Annotated in this window: 12 protein-coding genes and 1 tRNA gene; 4 read left to right on the top strand and 9 right to left on the bottom strand. The window is 66.9% G+C overall.

Annotated features, from left to right (window positions below; translation table 11 throughout):
• The first annotated feature begins 81 nt into the window (after positions 1-81).
• A complete protein-coding gene (locus tag SSO01S_RS08295; protein WP_066798006.1) occupies positions 82-837 on the top strand; it encodes an MJ0042-type zinc finger domain-containing protein in 756 nt (251 codons plus the stop codon).
• Here SSO01S_RS08295 and SSO01S_RS08290 read toward each other — a convergent pair.
• Positions 809-2167 (bottom strand): MATE family efflux transporter, encoded by a 1359-nt coding sequence (locus tag SSO01S_RS08290; RefSeq protein WP_066798003.1) that lies wholly within the window; start codon positions 2165-2167, stop codon positions 809-811. The two genes, SSO01S_RS08295 and SSO01S_RS08290, sit on opposite strands and share 29 nt — an antisense overlap.
• Positions 2168-2356: 189 nt before the next feature.
• Between SSO01S_RS08290 and SSO01S_RS08285 the strand changes: the two genes are divergently transcribed.
• The 3 genes from SSO01S_RS08285 to SSO01S_RS08275 all read left to right on the top strand — a co-directional run bounded on the left by SSO01S_RS08285 (position 2357) and on the right by SSO01S_RS08275 (position 7048).
• Positions 2357-2443: transfer RNA gene (locus SSO01S_RS08285), tRNA-Leu, on the top strand.
• 109 nt (positions 2444-2552) lie between these two features.
• Positions 2553-4130 (top strand): ATP-binding cassette domain-containing protein, encoded by a 1578-nt coding sequence (locus SSO01S_RS08280; protein ID WP_066798000.1) that lies wholly within the window; start codon positions 2553-2555, stop codon positions 4128-4130.
• Positions 4131-4249: 119 nt separating this feature from the next.
• On the top strand, positions 4250-7048 hold the full coding sequence (locus tag SSO01S_RS08275) for a porin family protein (RefSeq protein ID WP_083942920.1): 2799 nt from the start codon (positions 4250-4252) through the stop codon (positions 7046-7048).
• Between the two features lie 47 nt (positions 7049-7095).
• On the opposite strand, the gene SSO01S_RS08270 is transcribed toward SSO01S_RS08275, so the two are convergent.
• The 8 genes from SSO01S_RS08270 to flgG form a co-directional block, all read right to left on the bottom strand.
• Complete coding sequence (locus SSO01S_RS08270) at positions 7096-8067, bottom strand: flagellar motor protein MotB (protein ID WP_083942919.1); 972 nt, start codon at positions 8065-8067, stop codon at positions 7096-7098.
• 3 nt (positions 8068-8070) lie between these two features.
• Positions 8071-8934: a flagellar motor stator protein MotA gene (gene motA / locus SSO01S_RS08265; RefSeq protein ID WP_066797994.1), complete on the bottom strand. Its 864-nt coding sequence runs from the start codon at positions 8932-8934 to the stop codon at positions 8071-8073.
• 94 nt (positions 8935-9028) lie between these two features.
• The gene (gene flgL, locus SSO01S_RS08260; protein WP_066797991.1) at positions 9029-9925 is read right to left on the bottom strand and encodes a flagellar hook-associated protein FlgL; all 897 of its coding nucleotides are present in this window, start codon (positions 9923-9925) and stop codon (positions 9029-9031) included.
• Between the two features lie 5 nt (positions 9926-9930).
• Positions 9931-11259, bottom strand: coding sequence for a flagellar hook-associated protein FlgK (gene flgK / locus SSO01S_RS08255; protein ID WP_066797988.1), 1329 nt, complete (start codon positions 11257-11259; stop codon positions 9931-9933).
• Positions 11256-11588 (bottom strand): rod-binding protein, encoded by a 333-nt coding sequence (locus SSO01S_RS08250; RefSeq protein WP_066797985.1) that lies wholly within the window; start codon positions 11586-11588, stop codon positions 11256-11258. The genes flgK and SSO01S_RS08250 overlap by 4 nt, the downstream gene beginning before the upstream one ends.
• Positions 11585-12679 carry a flagellar basal body P-ring protein FlgI gene (locus SSO01S_RS08245; protein ID WP_066797977.1) on the bottom strand — a complete coding sequence of 365 codons (1095 nt, stop codon included), beginning with the start codon at positions 12677-12679 and terminating at the stop codon, positions 11585-11587. The genes SSO01S_RS08250 and SSO01S_RS08245 overlap by 4 nt, the downstream gene beginning before the upstream one ends.
• Positions 12680-12696: 17 nt before the next feature.
• Positions 12697-13395: a flagellar basal body L-ring protein FlgH gene (locus SSO01S_RS08240; protein ID WP_245646674.1), complete on the bottom strand. Its 699-nt coding sequence runs from the start codon at positions 13393-13395 to the stop codon at positions 12697-12699.
• 10 nt (positions 13396-13405) lie between these two features.
• Complete coding sequence (gene flgG / locus SSO01S_RS08235) at positions 13406-14194, bottom strand: flagellar basal-body rod protein FlgG (protein WP_066797971.1); 789 nt, start codon at positions 14192-14194, stop codon at positions 13406-13408.
• Positions 14195-14199: the final 5 nt, after the last annotated feature.

Below are 14199 nucleotides of genomic sequence, written 5' to 3'. Positions count from 1 at the left end.
GGACTCTTGTGAGCGCGATTCGAAGCGTCTAGAATCTGTCATGTGCCGGCCGGTGGGCAGCCGGACCGGTGAGATGCGTCGATGATCCTTGAATGCAGCCAGTGCCGGACGCGATACCTCGTCCCCGACAGCGCCATCGGCGCGGAGGGGCGCACGGTGCGTTGCGCGAGCTGCAAGCACAGCTGGTTCCAGGCGCCCAGCGCGGCCGCCGACATGACTACCCGGGCCATACCCGCAATGGCCGCACCGGTTGCGGGCCCGGCCGCCCCGGCTGCGCCCAAGTCTCGCTCCGCGCCGGAGCCCGCTGCCGCCGCGCCGGCGGTTGCACGCACCTATGACGATGTTTCGTCCGCTGCGCCCGCTCCCGAATATGATCCGTTTGCACCCCAGCCCCCGTTCAAGCCCCGCCGCAATCCGGCGAAGCGCTGGACGGCGGCGGCGTTCGTCGCGGGCTTTTCGATGCTCCTCGGCACCGGCGCGATCCTCTATTCGGGCGCGCCGGGCATTGCTGCGCAACTGGGCCTCGGCATCGGCGCGGAGGCCGAAACGCCGCTGCGCTTCATCGACAAGAATGTCGAACTGCGCACCATGCCCAGCGGCAGCGAATTGTTCGCGATCTCGGGCAAGGTGATGAACCCCACCGACGAAAAGCAGCGTGTGCCCGATATCCGGGTGGAGGTTCGCGATCAGCAGGATCGGCTGGTCTATTCGTGGCGAATTACGCCGCAGACCCGCGATCTGGCGCCCAAGGCTGCGATCGAGTTCAACTCGGCGAAGCTGGACGTGCCGGCCGCCAAGGTGGTGCAGCTCAGCTTTGCGAGCGAAATCGGCGGCTGACCCACCATAGACGCGCGCCGCTCAGCAGAGCCGCGGCGACCATTCCCGCGCCCGACGCGATCACCAGCCCGATCGCGCCCCATCCCGCATATACGAGCAGCACGCCCGCGCCGCCCGTGATGACGAAGAATGCGAGGATCGAATTGACGCCCGCGACCACCTGATCGCCGAGCGAGCGCAACGCATAGACGAACACCACCTGCACCCCGTCGAACAGGATGAACGGTGCCCAGAGAGGCAGCATCGTCGCCGCCACCTGGTGCACCGCTTGGGTGGCGGGGAATGCGGCGATGATCAGCGGGCTGGCGAGCAGGATGATCAGCGCGAGCCCGCCGGTGGCGGCGGCTGCCAGCGTCATCGCGATCAGCGCGCGCGGGGCGGCCTGATCGGGCCGCCCTTCGCCCACCGCGTTGCCGACCCGCACGCCTGCCGCCGATCCCAGGCCCAGCGCGACGCCGAAGATGAGGTTATGCACTGAAAACACGATCGCGAAGGCATGCGTCACGGTCTCGCCGAGCTGGGTCGAAAGGCTGATCAGCACCGAGAAGCCGGCGAGTTCGAGTCCGGATGCCAAGGCCGGCATCAGCCCGAAGGCGAGCAGGGCGAACGCCCCGGCCAGCGTTTCGCGCCGCATCAGGTTGCGCCAGGCGTGGATGCCGCGCGCGCGGGCATCGGGCAGCGTCCAGGCGGCAGCGAGCATCAGCCCGGCATTGCATGCGGCGGCGGCGGTCGTCGCCCATGCCGCGCCGAGGGCGCCCCATGCCGGCAGGCCGAAATGCCCCCCCGACCAGGCATAAGCCAGCACGGCGTGGAGCGGCAGGATGACCAGGTTGACCGCCATCACGCGGCGCGGCTTGCTCACCCCTTCGAGAAAGAAGGACGCCGCGATGGTGATGAGCTGGCAGGGATAGGCAAAGGCGATCGCCTCCACGACGCGCGCCGCGCCGGGCGCGATCTCGGGTGCGACGCCCACCGCGTCCAGCAGGGGCAGCGCAAAGAAATATAGCACAGCGCCCACCGCCAGCCCCAGCGCCAGCGACAGGACCAGACCATGATGCAGCACCGCGCCGGTCCGCGCATGGTCTCCCGCGCCGTCCGCGCGCGAGGCATGGACGATCACGCCGGTCAGCGATCCCAGCCCGACCATCACCACGACGAACAGCAAGGTGCGGCTCGCGCCGAACTGCGCGACCTGCTCGGTGCCGGTCCAGCCGAGCACGACGATGTCGGTAAGCTGGATCAGCGTCCAGTTCAGGCTCGTGAGCATCACCGGCCATGCCAGCGCGAGGATGCGGCGCGTCTCGGCGGAAAGGGCGGGGGTGAGCTTCATAGGATCGCGGGGCTTAGGCTCTGAACCCGCTACCGGCAAATCCACCCGCGTTCGCGGGGCCGGGTGTGGCGGCATCGGGTTCGGCCCCCGGCGGCGGCACGGTTTTGGCGAAGCGCTTGCAATCCCCGGGAGGCATTGCTAGTGGCCGCGCCTCACCAGCCCGTCGGCTCGTCCGGCGGTGATTCACGTGCGGCCGTGGCGGAACTGGTAGACGCGCAACGTTGAGGTCGTTGTGGGCGAAAGCCCGTGGAAGTTCGAGTCTTCTCGGCCGCACCACTTCTCACCCGGAACCGGCGGTTCCGTGGGGTGAAAGATCAGCAGGAGGCAATCATGGATCGGATGCACAGCGCTTCACGCCTTGCTCTCACGATTCCGATGGTGCCCCATGACAGCCTTTCTCACGCTGGATTCGCTTTCCGCCGCTACGCCTGACCGGCGGACGCTCTTCGAAAATCTGACCCTGTCGGTCGGCGCCGAGCGCGTCGGGCTGGTCGGACGTAACGGTTCGGGCAAGTCGACCTTGCTGCGAATCGCCGCAGGTGAGATCGCGCCCCTTGCGGGCAGCGTCGCGCGCGGCGGCACTATCGGCATGCTCGTGCAGAACTGGGCAGACGATCTGGCGGTGTCCGACGTGCTCGGCGCGACGGCGATGCTCGGCCGGTGCGCGCGGATCCTGCGGGGCGATGGCAGCGACGAGGATCTCGCCGAGGCGGATTGGACCCTGGAGCCGCGAATCGAAGCTGCGCTCGCCCAGACCGGGCTGCCGGGCTTCGCGCTCGATCGGGTGATGGCGTCGCTCAGCGGCGGTGAGCGCACGCGGGTGGCGATTGCGCGGCTGTTGCTCGATGCGCCCGATCTGCTCCTGCTCGATGAGCCGACCAATAATCTCGATGCCGATGGCCGGACGGCGATCGGCGCGCTGATCGCGGGGTGGCGGGGCGGTGTGCTTGTCGCCAGTCACGACCGGACGCTGCTGGAGGCGGTGGACCGCATCGTCGAGCTCACCCCGGTGGGGGTGCGCATCTTCGGTGGCGGCTGGTCCGCTTTCGCCAGCGCGCGCGATGCGGCACGGGCGCGGGCCGGCGAGGAGCCGGAGAAAGCGAGCGGCGCGATGCGGGGGGCGGAGCGCGCGGCGCAGCAGCGGCGCGAGCGCAAGGACCGGCGCGACGGAGCTGGGCGCGCCTTTGCCGCCAGCGGCTCCGCGCCAAAGATATTGCTGGGCCGCCAGGCCGAGCGCGCCGAGAACAGCGTGGGGCGGGAGAGTCATCTGGCCGGGCGGCTGGCGGCGGCGGCGGCGGCGCGGCTGGAGGCGGCGCGCGCGCAGGTCGAGATCGTCAATCCTTTCCGGATCGATCTGCAGCCCAGCGGCGTGCCGGCGAACCGCGAAGTGCTGGCGATGGAGGGTGCCACGATTCGCGTCGGGGGACGGCGGCTCGGGCCGTGGAGCTTCGCGATGCGCGGGGCCGAGCGGGTGGGCGTCACCGGCCCCAATGGCGCAGGCAAATCCAGCTTGCTCCGCCTTGCAATGGGGGCGATCGAGCCCGGGGAGGGGACGGTGCGCTGCGCCGAGGGGCGGCTGGCGATGCTCGATCAGCACGTGTCGCTGCTGGCGCCCGGCGAGACGATCCTCGAGAATTTCCAGCGCCTGAACCCTGGGCTGGATGCGCAGGCCGCACATGCCGCATGCGCGCGCTTCGCCTTCCGCAACCGCGACGCGCACCAGCCTGTGGCCACGCTTTCGGGCGGCGAGCGGCTGCGCGCGGGGCTTGCTTGCGTGCTCGGCGGCGCGCGGCCGCCCTGGCTGCTGCTGCTCGATGAGCCGACCAACCATCTCGACCTGGAATCGATCGAAGTGGTTGAGGCGGCGCTGGCCGGTTATGACGGCGCATTGCTCGTGGTCAGCCACGATGCGCCGTTCATGGAAGCGATAGGCGTCATGCGCCAGATGCGGCTGGAACGATGACTTGCGACAGTTTTCGCGGGCGCTGGGACAATTGTGCGACAAATCGCGTTTAGCCGCTTCGAATGGGCCGCTGGCGCGCCGTTTGAGGATTTTGCATGCGTGGATTGAGTGTAGTCGCAATGTTGCTTGCAGGGGCGATGCCGGTATCGGCGTTCGCGCAGGATAGCGCGCCGCCGTCCCCCCCGCAGGACCAGGCGGCGCAGGACGAAGAGGAAGCCGAGGGCGAGATCGTCGTCAGCGGCCAGCTTCGCGGCGCGGTCGAAGGCGATATCCCGCCCGAGCTCCAGCTTTCCCCCGCCGATATCCGCGCAATGGGGGTGCCCAGCATCGGCGACCTGATCACCGAGCTTTCCCCGCAAACCGGCAGCGGCCGCGGGCGCGGCGGCGAGCATCCGGTCGTCCTGCTCAACGGTCGGCGTATCTCGAGCTTCAGCGAAATCCGCGAGATGCCGACAGAGGCGGTCGAGCGCGTCGATATCCTGCCCGAGGAAGTCGCGCTGAAATATGGCTATCGCGCGGACCAGAAGGTCATCAACATCGTGCTGCGCCGCCGCTTCCGCGCGCTCACCACCGAGCTTGAGCCGCGCCTGCCCACCGGCGGCGGCTTTGCCGGGGGCAAGGGCGCGGTCAACATCCTGAAGATCAGCCGGGACAAGCGCGTCAATCTCGACGTTCAATATAATGGGCGCTCGGGCCTGCTGGAGAGCGAGCGCGACGTGATCTCGCGCCCGTCGAACAGCCTGTTCGATACGCAGGGCAATGTCGCGGGTGCGGGCGGCGCGGAGATCGATCCGGCGTTCAGCGCGCTCGCCGGCGTGCCGGTCACGGTCGCGGGCGTGCCGGCGTCGGCGGCGAGCGGCGCGCCTTCGCTGGCGGCGTTCGCGCCCGGCGCGAACCGGGCGAACACCACCGATCTCACGCCCTATCGCACGCTGCTCGAACCGTCGCAGCAGCTCACGATCAACGGCGTCTATAGCCAGAATCTCTCGGCAAAGGTCGGCGCGTCGTTCAACGCGCGGCTGGAGCTCAACCAGCGCCAGGGACTGCTCGGCCTGCCCGGCGTCACGCTCAATCTGCCGACGGGCAATCCCTTCTCGCCTTTCGCGCGCGATGTGACGCTCTATCGCTACATCGCCGATCAGCTTCCGCTCTCGCGCGACAGCAAGACGCAGACCGCGCATCTTGGCTTCTCGCTCAATGGCGACGGAACGCCGTGGAGCAGCGCGTGGCGCTGGTCGCTCACCGGCAATTATGATCGCGTGACCTCCAACAGCATCACCGATGGCGGAGTGGATCCGGCGGCGATGCAGGCGCTGCTCACGGCGCGCGATCCTGGTTTCAATCCGTTCGCGGCGATCGCACCCAGCCTGCTCAGCGGCCGCCCCGCGGATTATGCCAATTCCACCTCAAGCGTCGGCACGCTCGACCTGCTCGTACGCGGGCCCCTGCTCAAGCTCCCGGCGGGCGATCTTTCCGCCAATGTGCGGCTCGCCGGGCGGACCAGCGATTTCGAAAGCGATTCGCTGCGTTCGGGCATCGCCCGGAGCGGATCGGTTTCGCGCGACAGCGGCAGCGCCCAGATCAATGTGGACCTGCCCATCGCCAGCCGCCGACGCGAGGTCTGGAGCTTCCTCGGCGATCTCTCGCTCAACGCCAATGCGGAGATTGAGCGCCTTTCCGATTTCGGCAACCTGGTCACCACCGGCTATGGCGTGAATTGGTCGCCGATCAAGGAGGTGCGCTTCATCGCCTCGTTCACCGATGAGGAAGGCGCACCCAGCGCGCAGCAATTGGGCAATCCCACGCTGGCGACGCCCAATGTGCCGGTGTTCGATTATGTTCGCGGCGAAACCGCCTTTGTAACCAGCATCTCGGGCGGCAATCCGCTGCTGCTGGCAGACAGCCGCCATGTGATGAAGCTGGGGCTGACGGTGCGGCCGCTGGATCAAACCGATCTGTCGCTTCGCGCCGACTATACTTCGAGCACGGCGCGCAATCAGATTTCCGCCTTCCCCACGTCGAGCGCGGCGGTCGAGGCGGCGTTTCCCGGGCGCTTCATCCGCGATGCCAGCGGGCGGCTGATCAGCGTCGACAATCGCGCGGTAAATTTCGCCAGCGCCGAGCGCTCGCAACTGCGCTGGGGCTTCAATTTCTCGATGCCGCTCAGCTCGTCGCTGGAGAAGCGCATGCAGCAGCGGCGCGCCGAGTTCGAAAAGGCACGCGAAGAGGCTGAGAAAAACGGCACGCCGCCGCCGCAATCGCCGTTCCGGCGGCAGCGCGGAGAAGGAGCGAACGTGCCCGGACAGGGGCAGCAGGCCGGACAGCCGCAAAGGGCGCAGCAGCAAGGCGGCTTTTTCGGCGGCGGCGGCGGGCGTGGCTTCGGCGGCGGCGGCGGTGGCCGCGGCTTTGGCGGGCCCAATGGCGCGCTCGCCGGCCGGATCAATTTCAGCCTCTATCACACCTGGCATTTCAAGGAACAGGTTACGATCCGCGACAATCTGCCGGTGCTCGATCTGCTGAACGGCGCGGCCACGGGCAGCCGGGGCGGCCAGCCGCGTCATGAGATCGAGGCGCAGGGTGGCGTATCGAAGGACGGGCTGGGCTTCCGGCTGAACGCCAAGTGGCAGAGCGGCACCAGCGTGTTCACCGGGGCCGCCGCCAGCGGCAACCGGCTAGATTTCGGCAGCACCGCGACGCTCGGTCTGCGCGTGTTCGCCGATATGGGGCAACAGGTCAGCCTGGTGCGCGATCATCGCTGGCTGCGCGGCATGCGCATCACCTTGTCGGTCGACAATCTCTTCGACGCGAAGCAGCGGGTGACCGACCAGACCGGCGCGGTGCCAGTCAGCTACCAGCCCGATCTGCTCGATCCGCAGGGCCGGGTGATCCGGCTCAGCATCCGCAAATTGTTCTTCTAGGGCGCGGGCGGGCACCCGTTCCGCTCGGACGTCTAAAGCGAATCGGTTCAGCGCGCCGCCGTGGCGGGCTTGGCGGGTACGTTGATTTCGGGCTGGCGGGGCCGGAAGCGCTGGCCCTGGGGCTGATCGCCAAAGGCTGTCTTGCGGTACAGCAACGTGATCGAAACGCGGCGGTTGCGCGGGTCCATCGGATTGTCCTGAATCATCGGCTCGCGGTCCGCGACGCCCTCGATCCGGTCGAAGGCCGTCTCGGGAACCCCGCTCGCCGCCAGTCTCCTGCGTGTCGCTTCGGCGCGGCCGCTGGAAAGCATCCAGTTGTTCATGTTTCGCGGATCGCCATAGCCCAGGCTGTCGGTATGGCCGCGAATCATGATCGGATTCTCCATGCCGGCCAGCGACTGGCCGATCATGCCGATCAGCGTGTTCGCATCGGCGACGAGCGCGGTCGTGCCCAGATCGAACATCGAATAATTGGCATCATCGACCAGGTCGATGCGCAATCCGTCGCGCGTCTGGACGAAGCGGACATGCTTGGCGAGCTTGGCCATCTTCGGGTTCGACCGGATCTGTTGCTGGAGACGCTTGCTCGCGCGCGAGAAATTCTGATCGTCCTGCGCGCGCTGATCCTTCAGCGTGCCCTTGTCGCCGGTGCCGACGTCCTTGCCCCCTCGCGCGCCCGCAGGCACGGTCATCGAACGCGTGCCGGTCTGGCCCGCGCGATTGGGATAATTTTCGGTCGCGTTGAGAGCATCGCCGTTCAGCAGCCCGTTCGACCCGGCGCTGTTCTGCTTGAACTCGACGAGCGTGGGCGCGAAATAATCGGCCAGCGCCTTGCGCTGCTTCTCGGTGGTCGCGCCCAGCAGCCACATCAGCAGGAAGAACGCCATCATCGCGGTCACGAAATCGGCATAGGCGACCTTCCATGCGCCGCCGTGATGGCCGCCATGGCCCTCGATGAAGATCTTCTTGACGATGATCTTTGGAGGCTGGTTCGATCCGTGGGGTGCGCGTGCAGCCATGCCTTAGCGCCCGCGCAGTCCGTCGAACACCTCGCCGAAATTCGGCTGGTTGCTGTGCGCGATGCCCGAGCGTGCGGCTTCGATCACCAGCGGCTGCGGATGGCCGTGGAGCGAGGCGATGATGATCTGCTTCACCGTGTGATAGATCGCCGAATCGGCGTCGATCACCTGCTGAAGCCGGGTGGCGAGCGGGCCGACCAGGCCATAAGCGAGCAGAACGCCCAGAAAGGTGCCGACCAGCGCCGATCCGATCATCCCGCCCAGGATGGCGGGCGGCTTGTCGATCGAGCCCATGGTCTTCACCACGCCCAGCACGGCGGCGACGATGCCGAGTGCGGGCAGCGCATCGGCCAGGCCCTGGAGCGTGGTCTGCGGGCTCTGCACTTCGTGGTGGTGCGTCTTGATCGCGTTATCCATCACTTCCTCGACCGCGTGGACATCGAGCGTGCCGGAGGAGACGACGACGAGGCGCAGCGTATCGGTGATCAGGTTGATCAGCGTATGATCGGCGAGCAGGCGCGGATATTCGGCGAAGATCGCGGAGGATTTCGGATCCTCGACATGCGGCTCGAGCGCGATCGGCCCTTCGGTCCGCAGCATCTTCATTAGCTTGGAGACCAGGAAGATCGTGTCGAGATAGTCCTGCTTCTTGTATTTCGGGCCCTTGACCACCTTCATGAAGCCGGTGCCCAGCGCCTTCAGCTCCTTGCCCGAATTGCCGATAATCAGCGCGCCCACTGCGGCGCCGCCGATGATCAGCATCTCGTGGGGAAGTGCATGCATCACCGGGCCCAGCGCCCCGCCCGTGATTGCGAAGCCACCGAAGACCATTGCGATCAGCACAACAAAGCCGATTGCTACGAACATGCGCTTGAAACCCCCTGTTGGTCGCTCTGGTTAACGACCGCTTCGCCATCAACTTCAGCGAAAAATCATGGTTAAATCGTTACTAAGCGGCGATTCAGCGCAGATAGTCGAACAGCGAGAGTGCCGTGAGCTTGGTGAAGCTGGCCTGCGTCGCCTGCAGGATCGTCAGCGTCTGCTGGAAATCGGAGATGGTGGCGGCGAGATCGACATCCTCGACCGCGGAGCGCGCATCGTCGCGCGCGGTGGCGGTATAGGATAATTGATCGGCCACCATTTCAAGCCGTGTCCCGCGCGCACCCACCGATGCGTGCGCGGCGGTCACATTGTCCAGCGCATCGGTCATGCTGGACGAAGCTGCCTTCGCCGCCTCCTTGACGTCGCCGCCCGTATTGAGCGCGGTGGAGAAGCGCGAAAGCACGCTGAACATATCGTCCGGTGCGACGCCAAAGGCACGGTCGCCGGTAACGCCAACCTGCATGCCCAGCTGATCGCCGATCGGGATTCCCGCCGGCTCGCCGCTGCTGGCATAGCTGATCGATCCGTCCGCCGCCTTCACATAGGGCAGGTCGCCGGTCGCACCGCCAAAGATCGGCTGGCCGCGGCTGTCGCGCGTATTGGCCAGCGCGAACAGCGTGTCGCGGATCGAATCCAGCTCCTTGCTGATCGAGACGCGATCGCTGTCGGAAAGCGTGCCATTGGCCGCGTTGCTGAACAGCTCCTGCGCGCGCTGAAGCTGGGTCTCGATATCGGTCAGCGTATCGTCGGCCTGGTTGAGGATGCCCTGCGCGGTCTTGACGTTGGCGGCATAGGCCTGGTCGTTGGCGTCGGCGCGCTTCAGCGTGGCGAGCTGGCGATAGGCGCCCGGATCGTCCGACGGGTTCATCACCTTCTTGCCGGTGGCGATCTGCGCCTGCTGCACGTCCGCCTTTGCCGCCAGGTTCGACATGTGCGCCATCGAGCGCTGATAGGTCTGCGAAGTCGATACGCGCATGACTTTTACCTGATCTCGAAGATGGATTGCAGGACTTCGCGCGCCACCTGGATGACGCGGCCCGAAGCCTGATAGGCTTGCTGGAAGCGGATCAGATCGACCGCTTCCTCATCGATGTTCACGCCGGTCACCGCGTCGCGCGCGGCGACGGCGTTGGTATGGATCGCGCTCTGGGCGTCGACCACGGCCTTGCGCGTGTTGAGCGCGCCGCCGTTCGCGGTGATCAGGTTGGTCAGCGCCTGTTCGGCGCCGCCCGCGCGGATGGCGTCCAGCGCCAGCAGGTTGGAATTGTCGCGCGCGCCCTTGCCCGGTCCGGCGGCGGCGATCGCGCGCGGATCGTTGAGCGCCAGCGTCAGGTGCGAAGCGGGATCGCCCACGGTGAACATCGCGGCACCCGGCGTCCCCGCCAGGTTCTCGCCGCCGGCCTGCACCGTGTTGACGCTGTCGGCAAAGTTCTGCGCCAGCGTGTTGAGCTGGTCGCGTGCGCTGGCGATGGCCGCCGCGCCTTCGACCGCGCCGGCCAATACACCGCCGGTGGGCGACAATGCCTGGACGTTGCCGTCCAGGAATGCGGAATAGGATATCGCGCCGCTATCGTTGCGCACGGCGGTCACGGTGGCGGAGAACACGCCTTGCACCAGAACCGGGCCGGTCGCGCCGCCCTGGCGGACGACTGCGCGGCCCGCCGGGTCGAGCGTGACGTTGATGTCGGCGATCGCGCTCATCTGTTCGAGCAGCTGGTCACGCTGATCGAGCAGGGCGGCGGCGTTGCTGGTGTTGGGCGATACGTTGCCCAGCGCGAAATTGACGCGGGCCAGCGTCGCGCCCAGCCCGTTGAGCTGGCCGACGGCGGCGTCCATCGTCGCGTCGAGATCGGCCATAGCGGCGTCGAGCGCGTTACCGGTGGCAGTAAATCCCGCCGCGACGCTCGATGCTGCTTCCAGCATCGCCTGGCGCGGGCCCAGGTTCGACGGATCCCCGGCGGCGGTACGCGCGGAAGTGAAGAAGGCGGTGAGCTGGCCGCTCAACTGGTTGCCGGTCAGCGCGCCCTGAACGCGCTCAAGCCATGTCGCGGCGGTCTCGCTGCGGGCCAGATCGGTGCTGGCGAGGCGAACCTCGCCGGCGCGATACACGTCGTTCTGCCGCGAGATGCCGGCGGCGACGACGCCCATTCCATTCATGTTGGTGACGCCGGTGGACGTCACCTCGCGCACGGCGGAGGTGCGCCGGACATAACCGGCGGTACCGGCGTTCGCGATGTTTTCCGAAGTCGTGGTCAGCGCGGTCTGATAGGCGCGCAGGCCCGATGCCGCGATCGACAATATGTCGCTCATGACGTCGTGCTCCCTTCGGGCTTGGCGGAGGGTTCGGTGCCGGCGGCGCGGGCAAGGAACTCGGTCATTGCCTTGCCGATACCGATCGGCGCGTGAACGGCCATGGACTGGGCGAGCTTGTCGTCCTGCATGTCGCGGAACTGCTCCTGCGCCTTGCTGTCGAACAGGCCGTCGCCAAGCTTCGCGGCCCGCATCGATTTGAGCATCATGCCAACGAAGATCGCCTCGAAGCGCTGACCCGCAGCTTCGAGATTCTCCTTGGACGCCAGCCGCGACGTGTCGGTCGACACGCCGCCGCTGGGGCTTCCGATGGGGCCGGTGACGGTCACAGGATGATCAGCTCCGCCTTGAGCGCACCGGCTTCCTTGAGCGCTTCGAGGATCGCGACCAGATCGGCGGGCGATGCGCCAATGGCATTCACCGCCTTGACGACGTCGGCCAGCCGGGGGCCGGGTTCGAGCAGGAACATCGGGCGCTTCTCCTCTTCGACGCCAACCGAGGAATGTTCCTCGGTGCGGGTCTCACCCTTGCTAAACGGCATGGGCTGCGAGACCTTCTGCGCTTCATCAATACGAACAGTGAGTTTACCATGTGTTACCGCGGCCGGGCTGACCCGGACGGCGGAGTTGATGACCACGGTTCCGGTGCGCGCGTTAACGATTACCTTGGCCGGCGCTTCCGCCGCTTCCACGGTGAGATTCTCGATCTCGCTCATCATTTCCGCGCGAACGTCGCGGCCCTCGGGCACCTGGATGGCGATCGAAACCCCGTCGATGGCGCGCGCGCGGCCCGGGCCGAAGCGCGTGTTGATCGCGTCCTGTACGCGCTGCGCCGTGGTGAAATCGGCGCGCTGCAGGTTGAAGGTGAGGAACGGCGTCTTGTCGAAGCCTGTATCCACCGTGCGCTCGACCGTGGCACCCTCCGGGATGCGGCCCGAGGACGGGGTGTTCACCACGATCTTCGAGCCATCGGCACCCTCGGCACCCAGCCCGCCGACCGCGAGATTCCCCTGCGCCATCGCATAGATCTGGCCGTCCGCGCCCTGGAGCGGGGTGAGGATCAGCGTGCCGCCGCGCAGCGACTTGGCCTTGCCCATCGACGAGACGGTGATGTCGAGCTTCTGGCCCGGCTTCGCGAAGGGCGGCAGTTCGGCGGTGATCATCACCACCGCAGCGTTCTTGAGGCCGGGGGCCACGCCTGCGGGAAGATTGAGCCCGAAGCGCGACGCGACGCCCTTCATCGACTGGACGGTATATTCGAAATTGTCGTCGCCGGTGCCCGGCAGGCCGACCACCACGCCATATCCGGTCAGCTGGTTGCTGCGGATGCCCTGGAAGCTGCCGAGATCCTTGACCCGCTGCGCGGCTGCGGGATGCGCGGCGAAGATCAGGGCCAGGCTTGCGAGAATGATGCGGATCATGAGGTTCGTTTCCCGGCCTAGAAGGGGCTGATCACGGAGAAGAAACGGCCCAGCCAGCCCTGGCGGCTGGCGCGGGCGACATCGCCCTTGCCGGTATAAGCGATGCGGGCATCGGCCACGCGGGTGCTCGGCACGCGATTATTTGCGTCGATATCGGCGGCGCGGACGATCCCCTTGATCTGGACGAACTCGTCGCCGCGGTTCAGCGTCACGCGCTTCTGGCCCTGCACCAGCATGGTTCCGTTGGGATAGACTGCGGCCACCGTCACGCTGACCTCGCCCGACAGGGCGTTGGCCTGATCCGCGCTGCCCGAACCGGCGAAGTTGCGGCTGCCGCTGACCGATGCGTCGGTCGGCTTGAACAGCGATAGATTGCCGGTGCTCGGCGGCGTGATCGAGAAGCCGCCGCCCGAATCGAGCTTGCTGGCGGCCGATTTCGAAGCGCTGGTGCGCTCGACCAGCACGATCGTCAGCGGATCGCCGACGCGGCGCGCGCGCGAGCCTTCGTACAGCGCGGCATAGCCCTCGCTCGCCTGAAAGATGCCGCCATTGGCGGGCGTGGTCGCGACGGGCGCCTGTGCCGGCAAGGTGGCCGAATAGTCTTCCTTGGGCTTTTTCTTGCCGAGCCCGAGGAACTGCGCGTGCGCGGGCGTGGCGGTGAACGACATCGCAAGCGCGATGAGCGAACCGACGGCGATGCCTGTGAGGAACTTCATCAGTGCGCCCTCAAATGTTCTGGTTGACATATTTGAGCATCTCGTCGGTCGCCGAGATCATCTTGGAATTGACCTCATAGGCGCGCTGGGTCTCGATCATGTCGACGAGCTCCTCGACGACATTGACGTTCGATCCCTCGAGCATGCCCTGGCGGATGCGGCCGCGGCCATCCTCACCGGCATTGCCCATGGTGACCGCGCCCGATGCGCTGGTTTCGATCAGGTAATTGTCGCCCGATGCCTGGAGCCCGGCCGGATTGGCGAAGCTGGCGATCTGGATCTGGCCGATCTGGCTCGCCTCCGCCTGGCCCTGAAGCGTGGCGGAAACCGTGCCATCGGTGCCGATGGTGATCGACGTCGCGCCTTCGGGAACGGTGATGCCGGGCATCACCTGATAGCCCTCTGACGTGATCAGCATGCCTTCCGCCGAACGGCTGAAATTGCCTGCGCGCGTGTAGCCGAGCTGGCCGCCGGGCATCTGCACCTGGAAGAAGCCGTTGCCGTCGAGCGCGAGATCGAAGGCGTTGCCGGTGGTCTGGAGCGATCCCTGCGTCTCGATACGGCTGGTCCCCTGAACGCGGACGCCGGTGCCGAGGTTGAGGCCGGTTGCATATTTGGTCTCGGCGGTGCTCTGCGCGCCGGGCGCGGTCACCACCTGATATGCGAGCGTCTGGAACGACGCGCGATCACGCTTGAACCCGGTCGTGTTGACGTTGGCCAGGTTGTTCGAGATGACCCGCATGCGCGTATCCTGGGCGTCGAGCCCGGTGCGCGCGATGTGCATTGCCGATGAACCCATCTGTC

The organism is Sphingomonas soli NBRC 100801 (assembly GCF_001591025.1).
Classification (GTDB): domain Bacteria; phylum Pseudomonadota; class Alphaproteobacteria; order Sphingomonadales; family Sphingomonadaceae; genus Sphingomonas; species Sphingomonas soli.
Note: the sequence above shows the minus strand (reverse complement) of the source record. Positions and strands in the feature narration are given on the sequence as shown.

Excerpts from the sequence above, each read along its gene's own strand:
- SSO01S_RS08295 (WP_066798006.1), top strand. The coding sequence starts at position 82 with ATGATCCTTGAATGCAGCCAGTGCCGGACGCGATACCTCGTCCCCGAC.
- SSO01S_RS08290 (WP_066798003.1), bottom strand. The coding sequence starts at position 2,167 with ATGAAGCTCACCCCCGCCCTTTCCGCCGAGACGCGCCGCATCCTCGCG.
- SSO01S_RS08280 (WP_066798000.1), top strand. The coding sequence starts at position 2,553 with ATGACAGCCTTTCTCACGCTGGATTCGCTTTCCGCCGCTACGCCTGAC.
- SSO01S_RS08275 (WP_083942920.1), top strand. The coding sequence starts at position 4,250 with ATGTTGCTTGCAGGGGCGATGCCGGTATCGGCGTTCGCGCAGGATAGC.
- SSO01S_RS08270 (WP_083942919.1), bottom strand. The coding sequence starts at position 8,067 with ATGGCTGCACGCGCACCCCACGGATCGAACCAGCCTCCAAAGATCATC.
- motA (WP_066797994.1), bottom strand. The coding sequence starts at position 8,934 with ATGTTCGTAGCAATCGGCTTTGTTGTGCTGATCGCAATGGTCTTCGGT.
- flgL (WP_066797991.1), bottom strand. The coding sequence starts at position 9,925 with ATGCGCGTATCGACTTCGCAGACCTATCAGCGCTCGATGGCGCACATG.
- flgK (WP_066797988.1), bottom strand. The coding sequence starts at position 11,259 with ATGAGCGACATATTGTCGATCGCGGCATCGGGCCTGCGCGCCTATCAG.
- SSO01S_RS08245 (WP_066797977.1), bottom strand. The coding sequence starts at position 12,679 with ATGATCCGCATCATTCTCGCAAGCCTGGCCCTGATCTTCGCCGCGCAT.
- SSO01S_RS08240 (WP_245646674.1), bottom strand. The coding sequence starts at position 13,395 with ATGAAGTTCCTCACAGGCATCGCCGTCGGTTCGCTCATCGCGCTTGCG.
- flgG (WP_066797971.1), bottom strand. The coding sequence starts at position 14,194 with ATGGGTTCATCGGCAATGCACATCGCGCGCACCGGGCTCGACGCCCAG.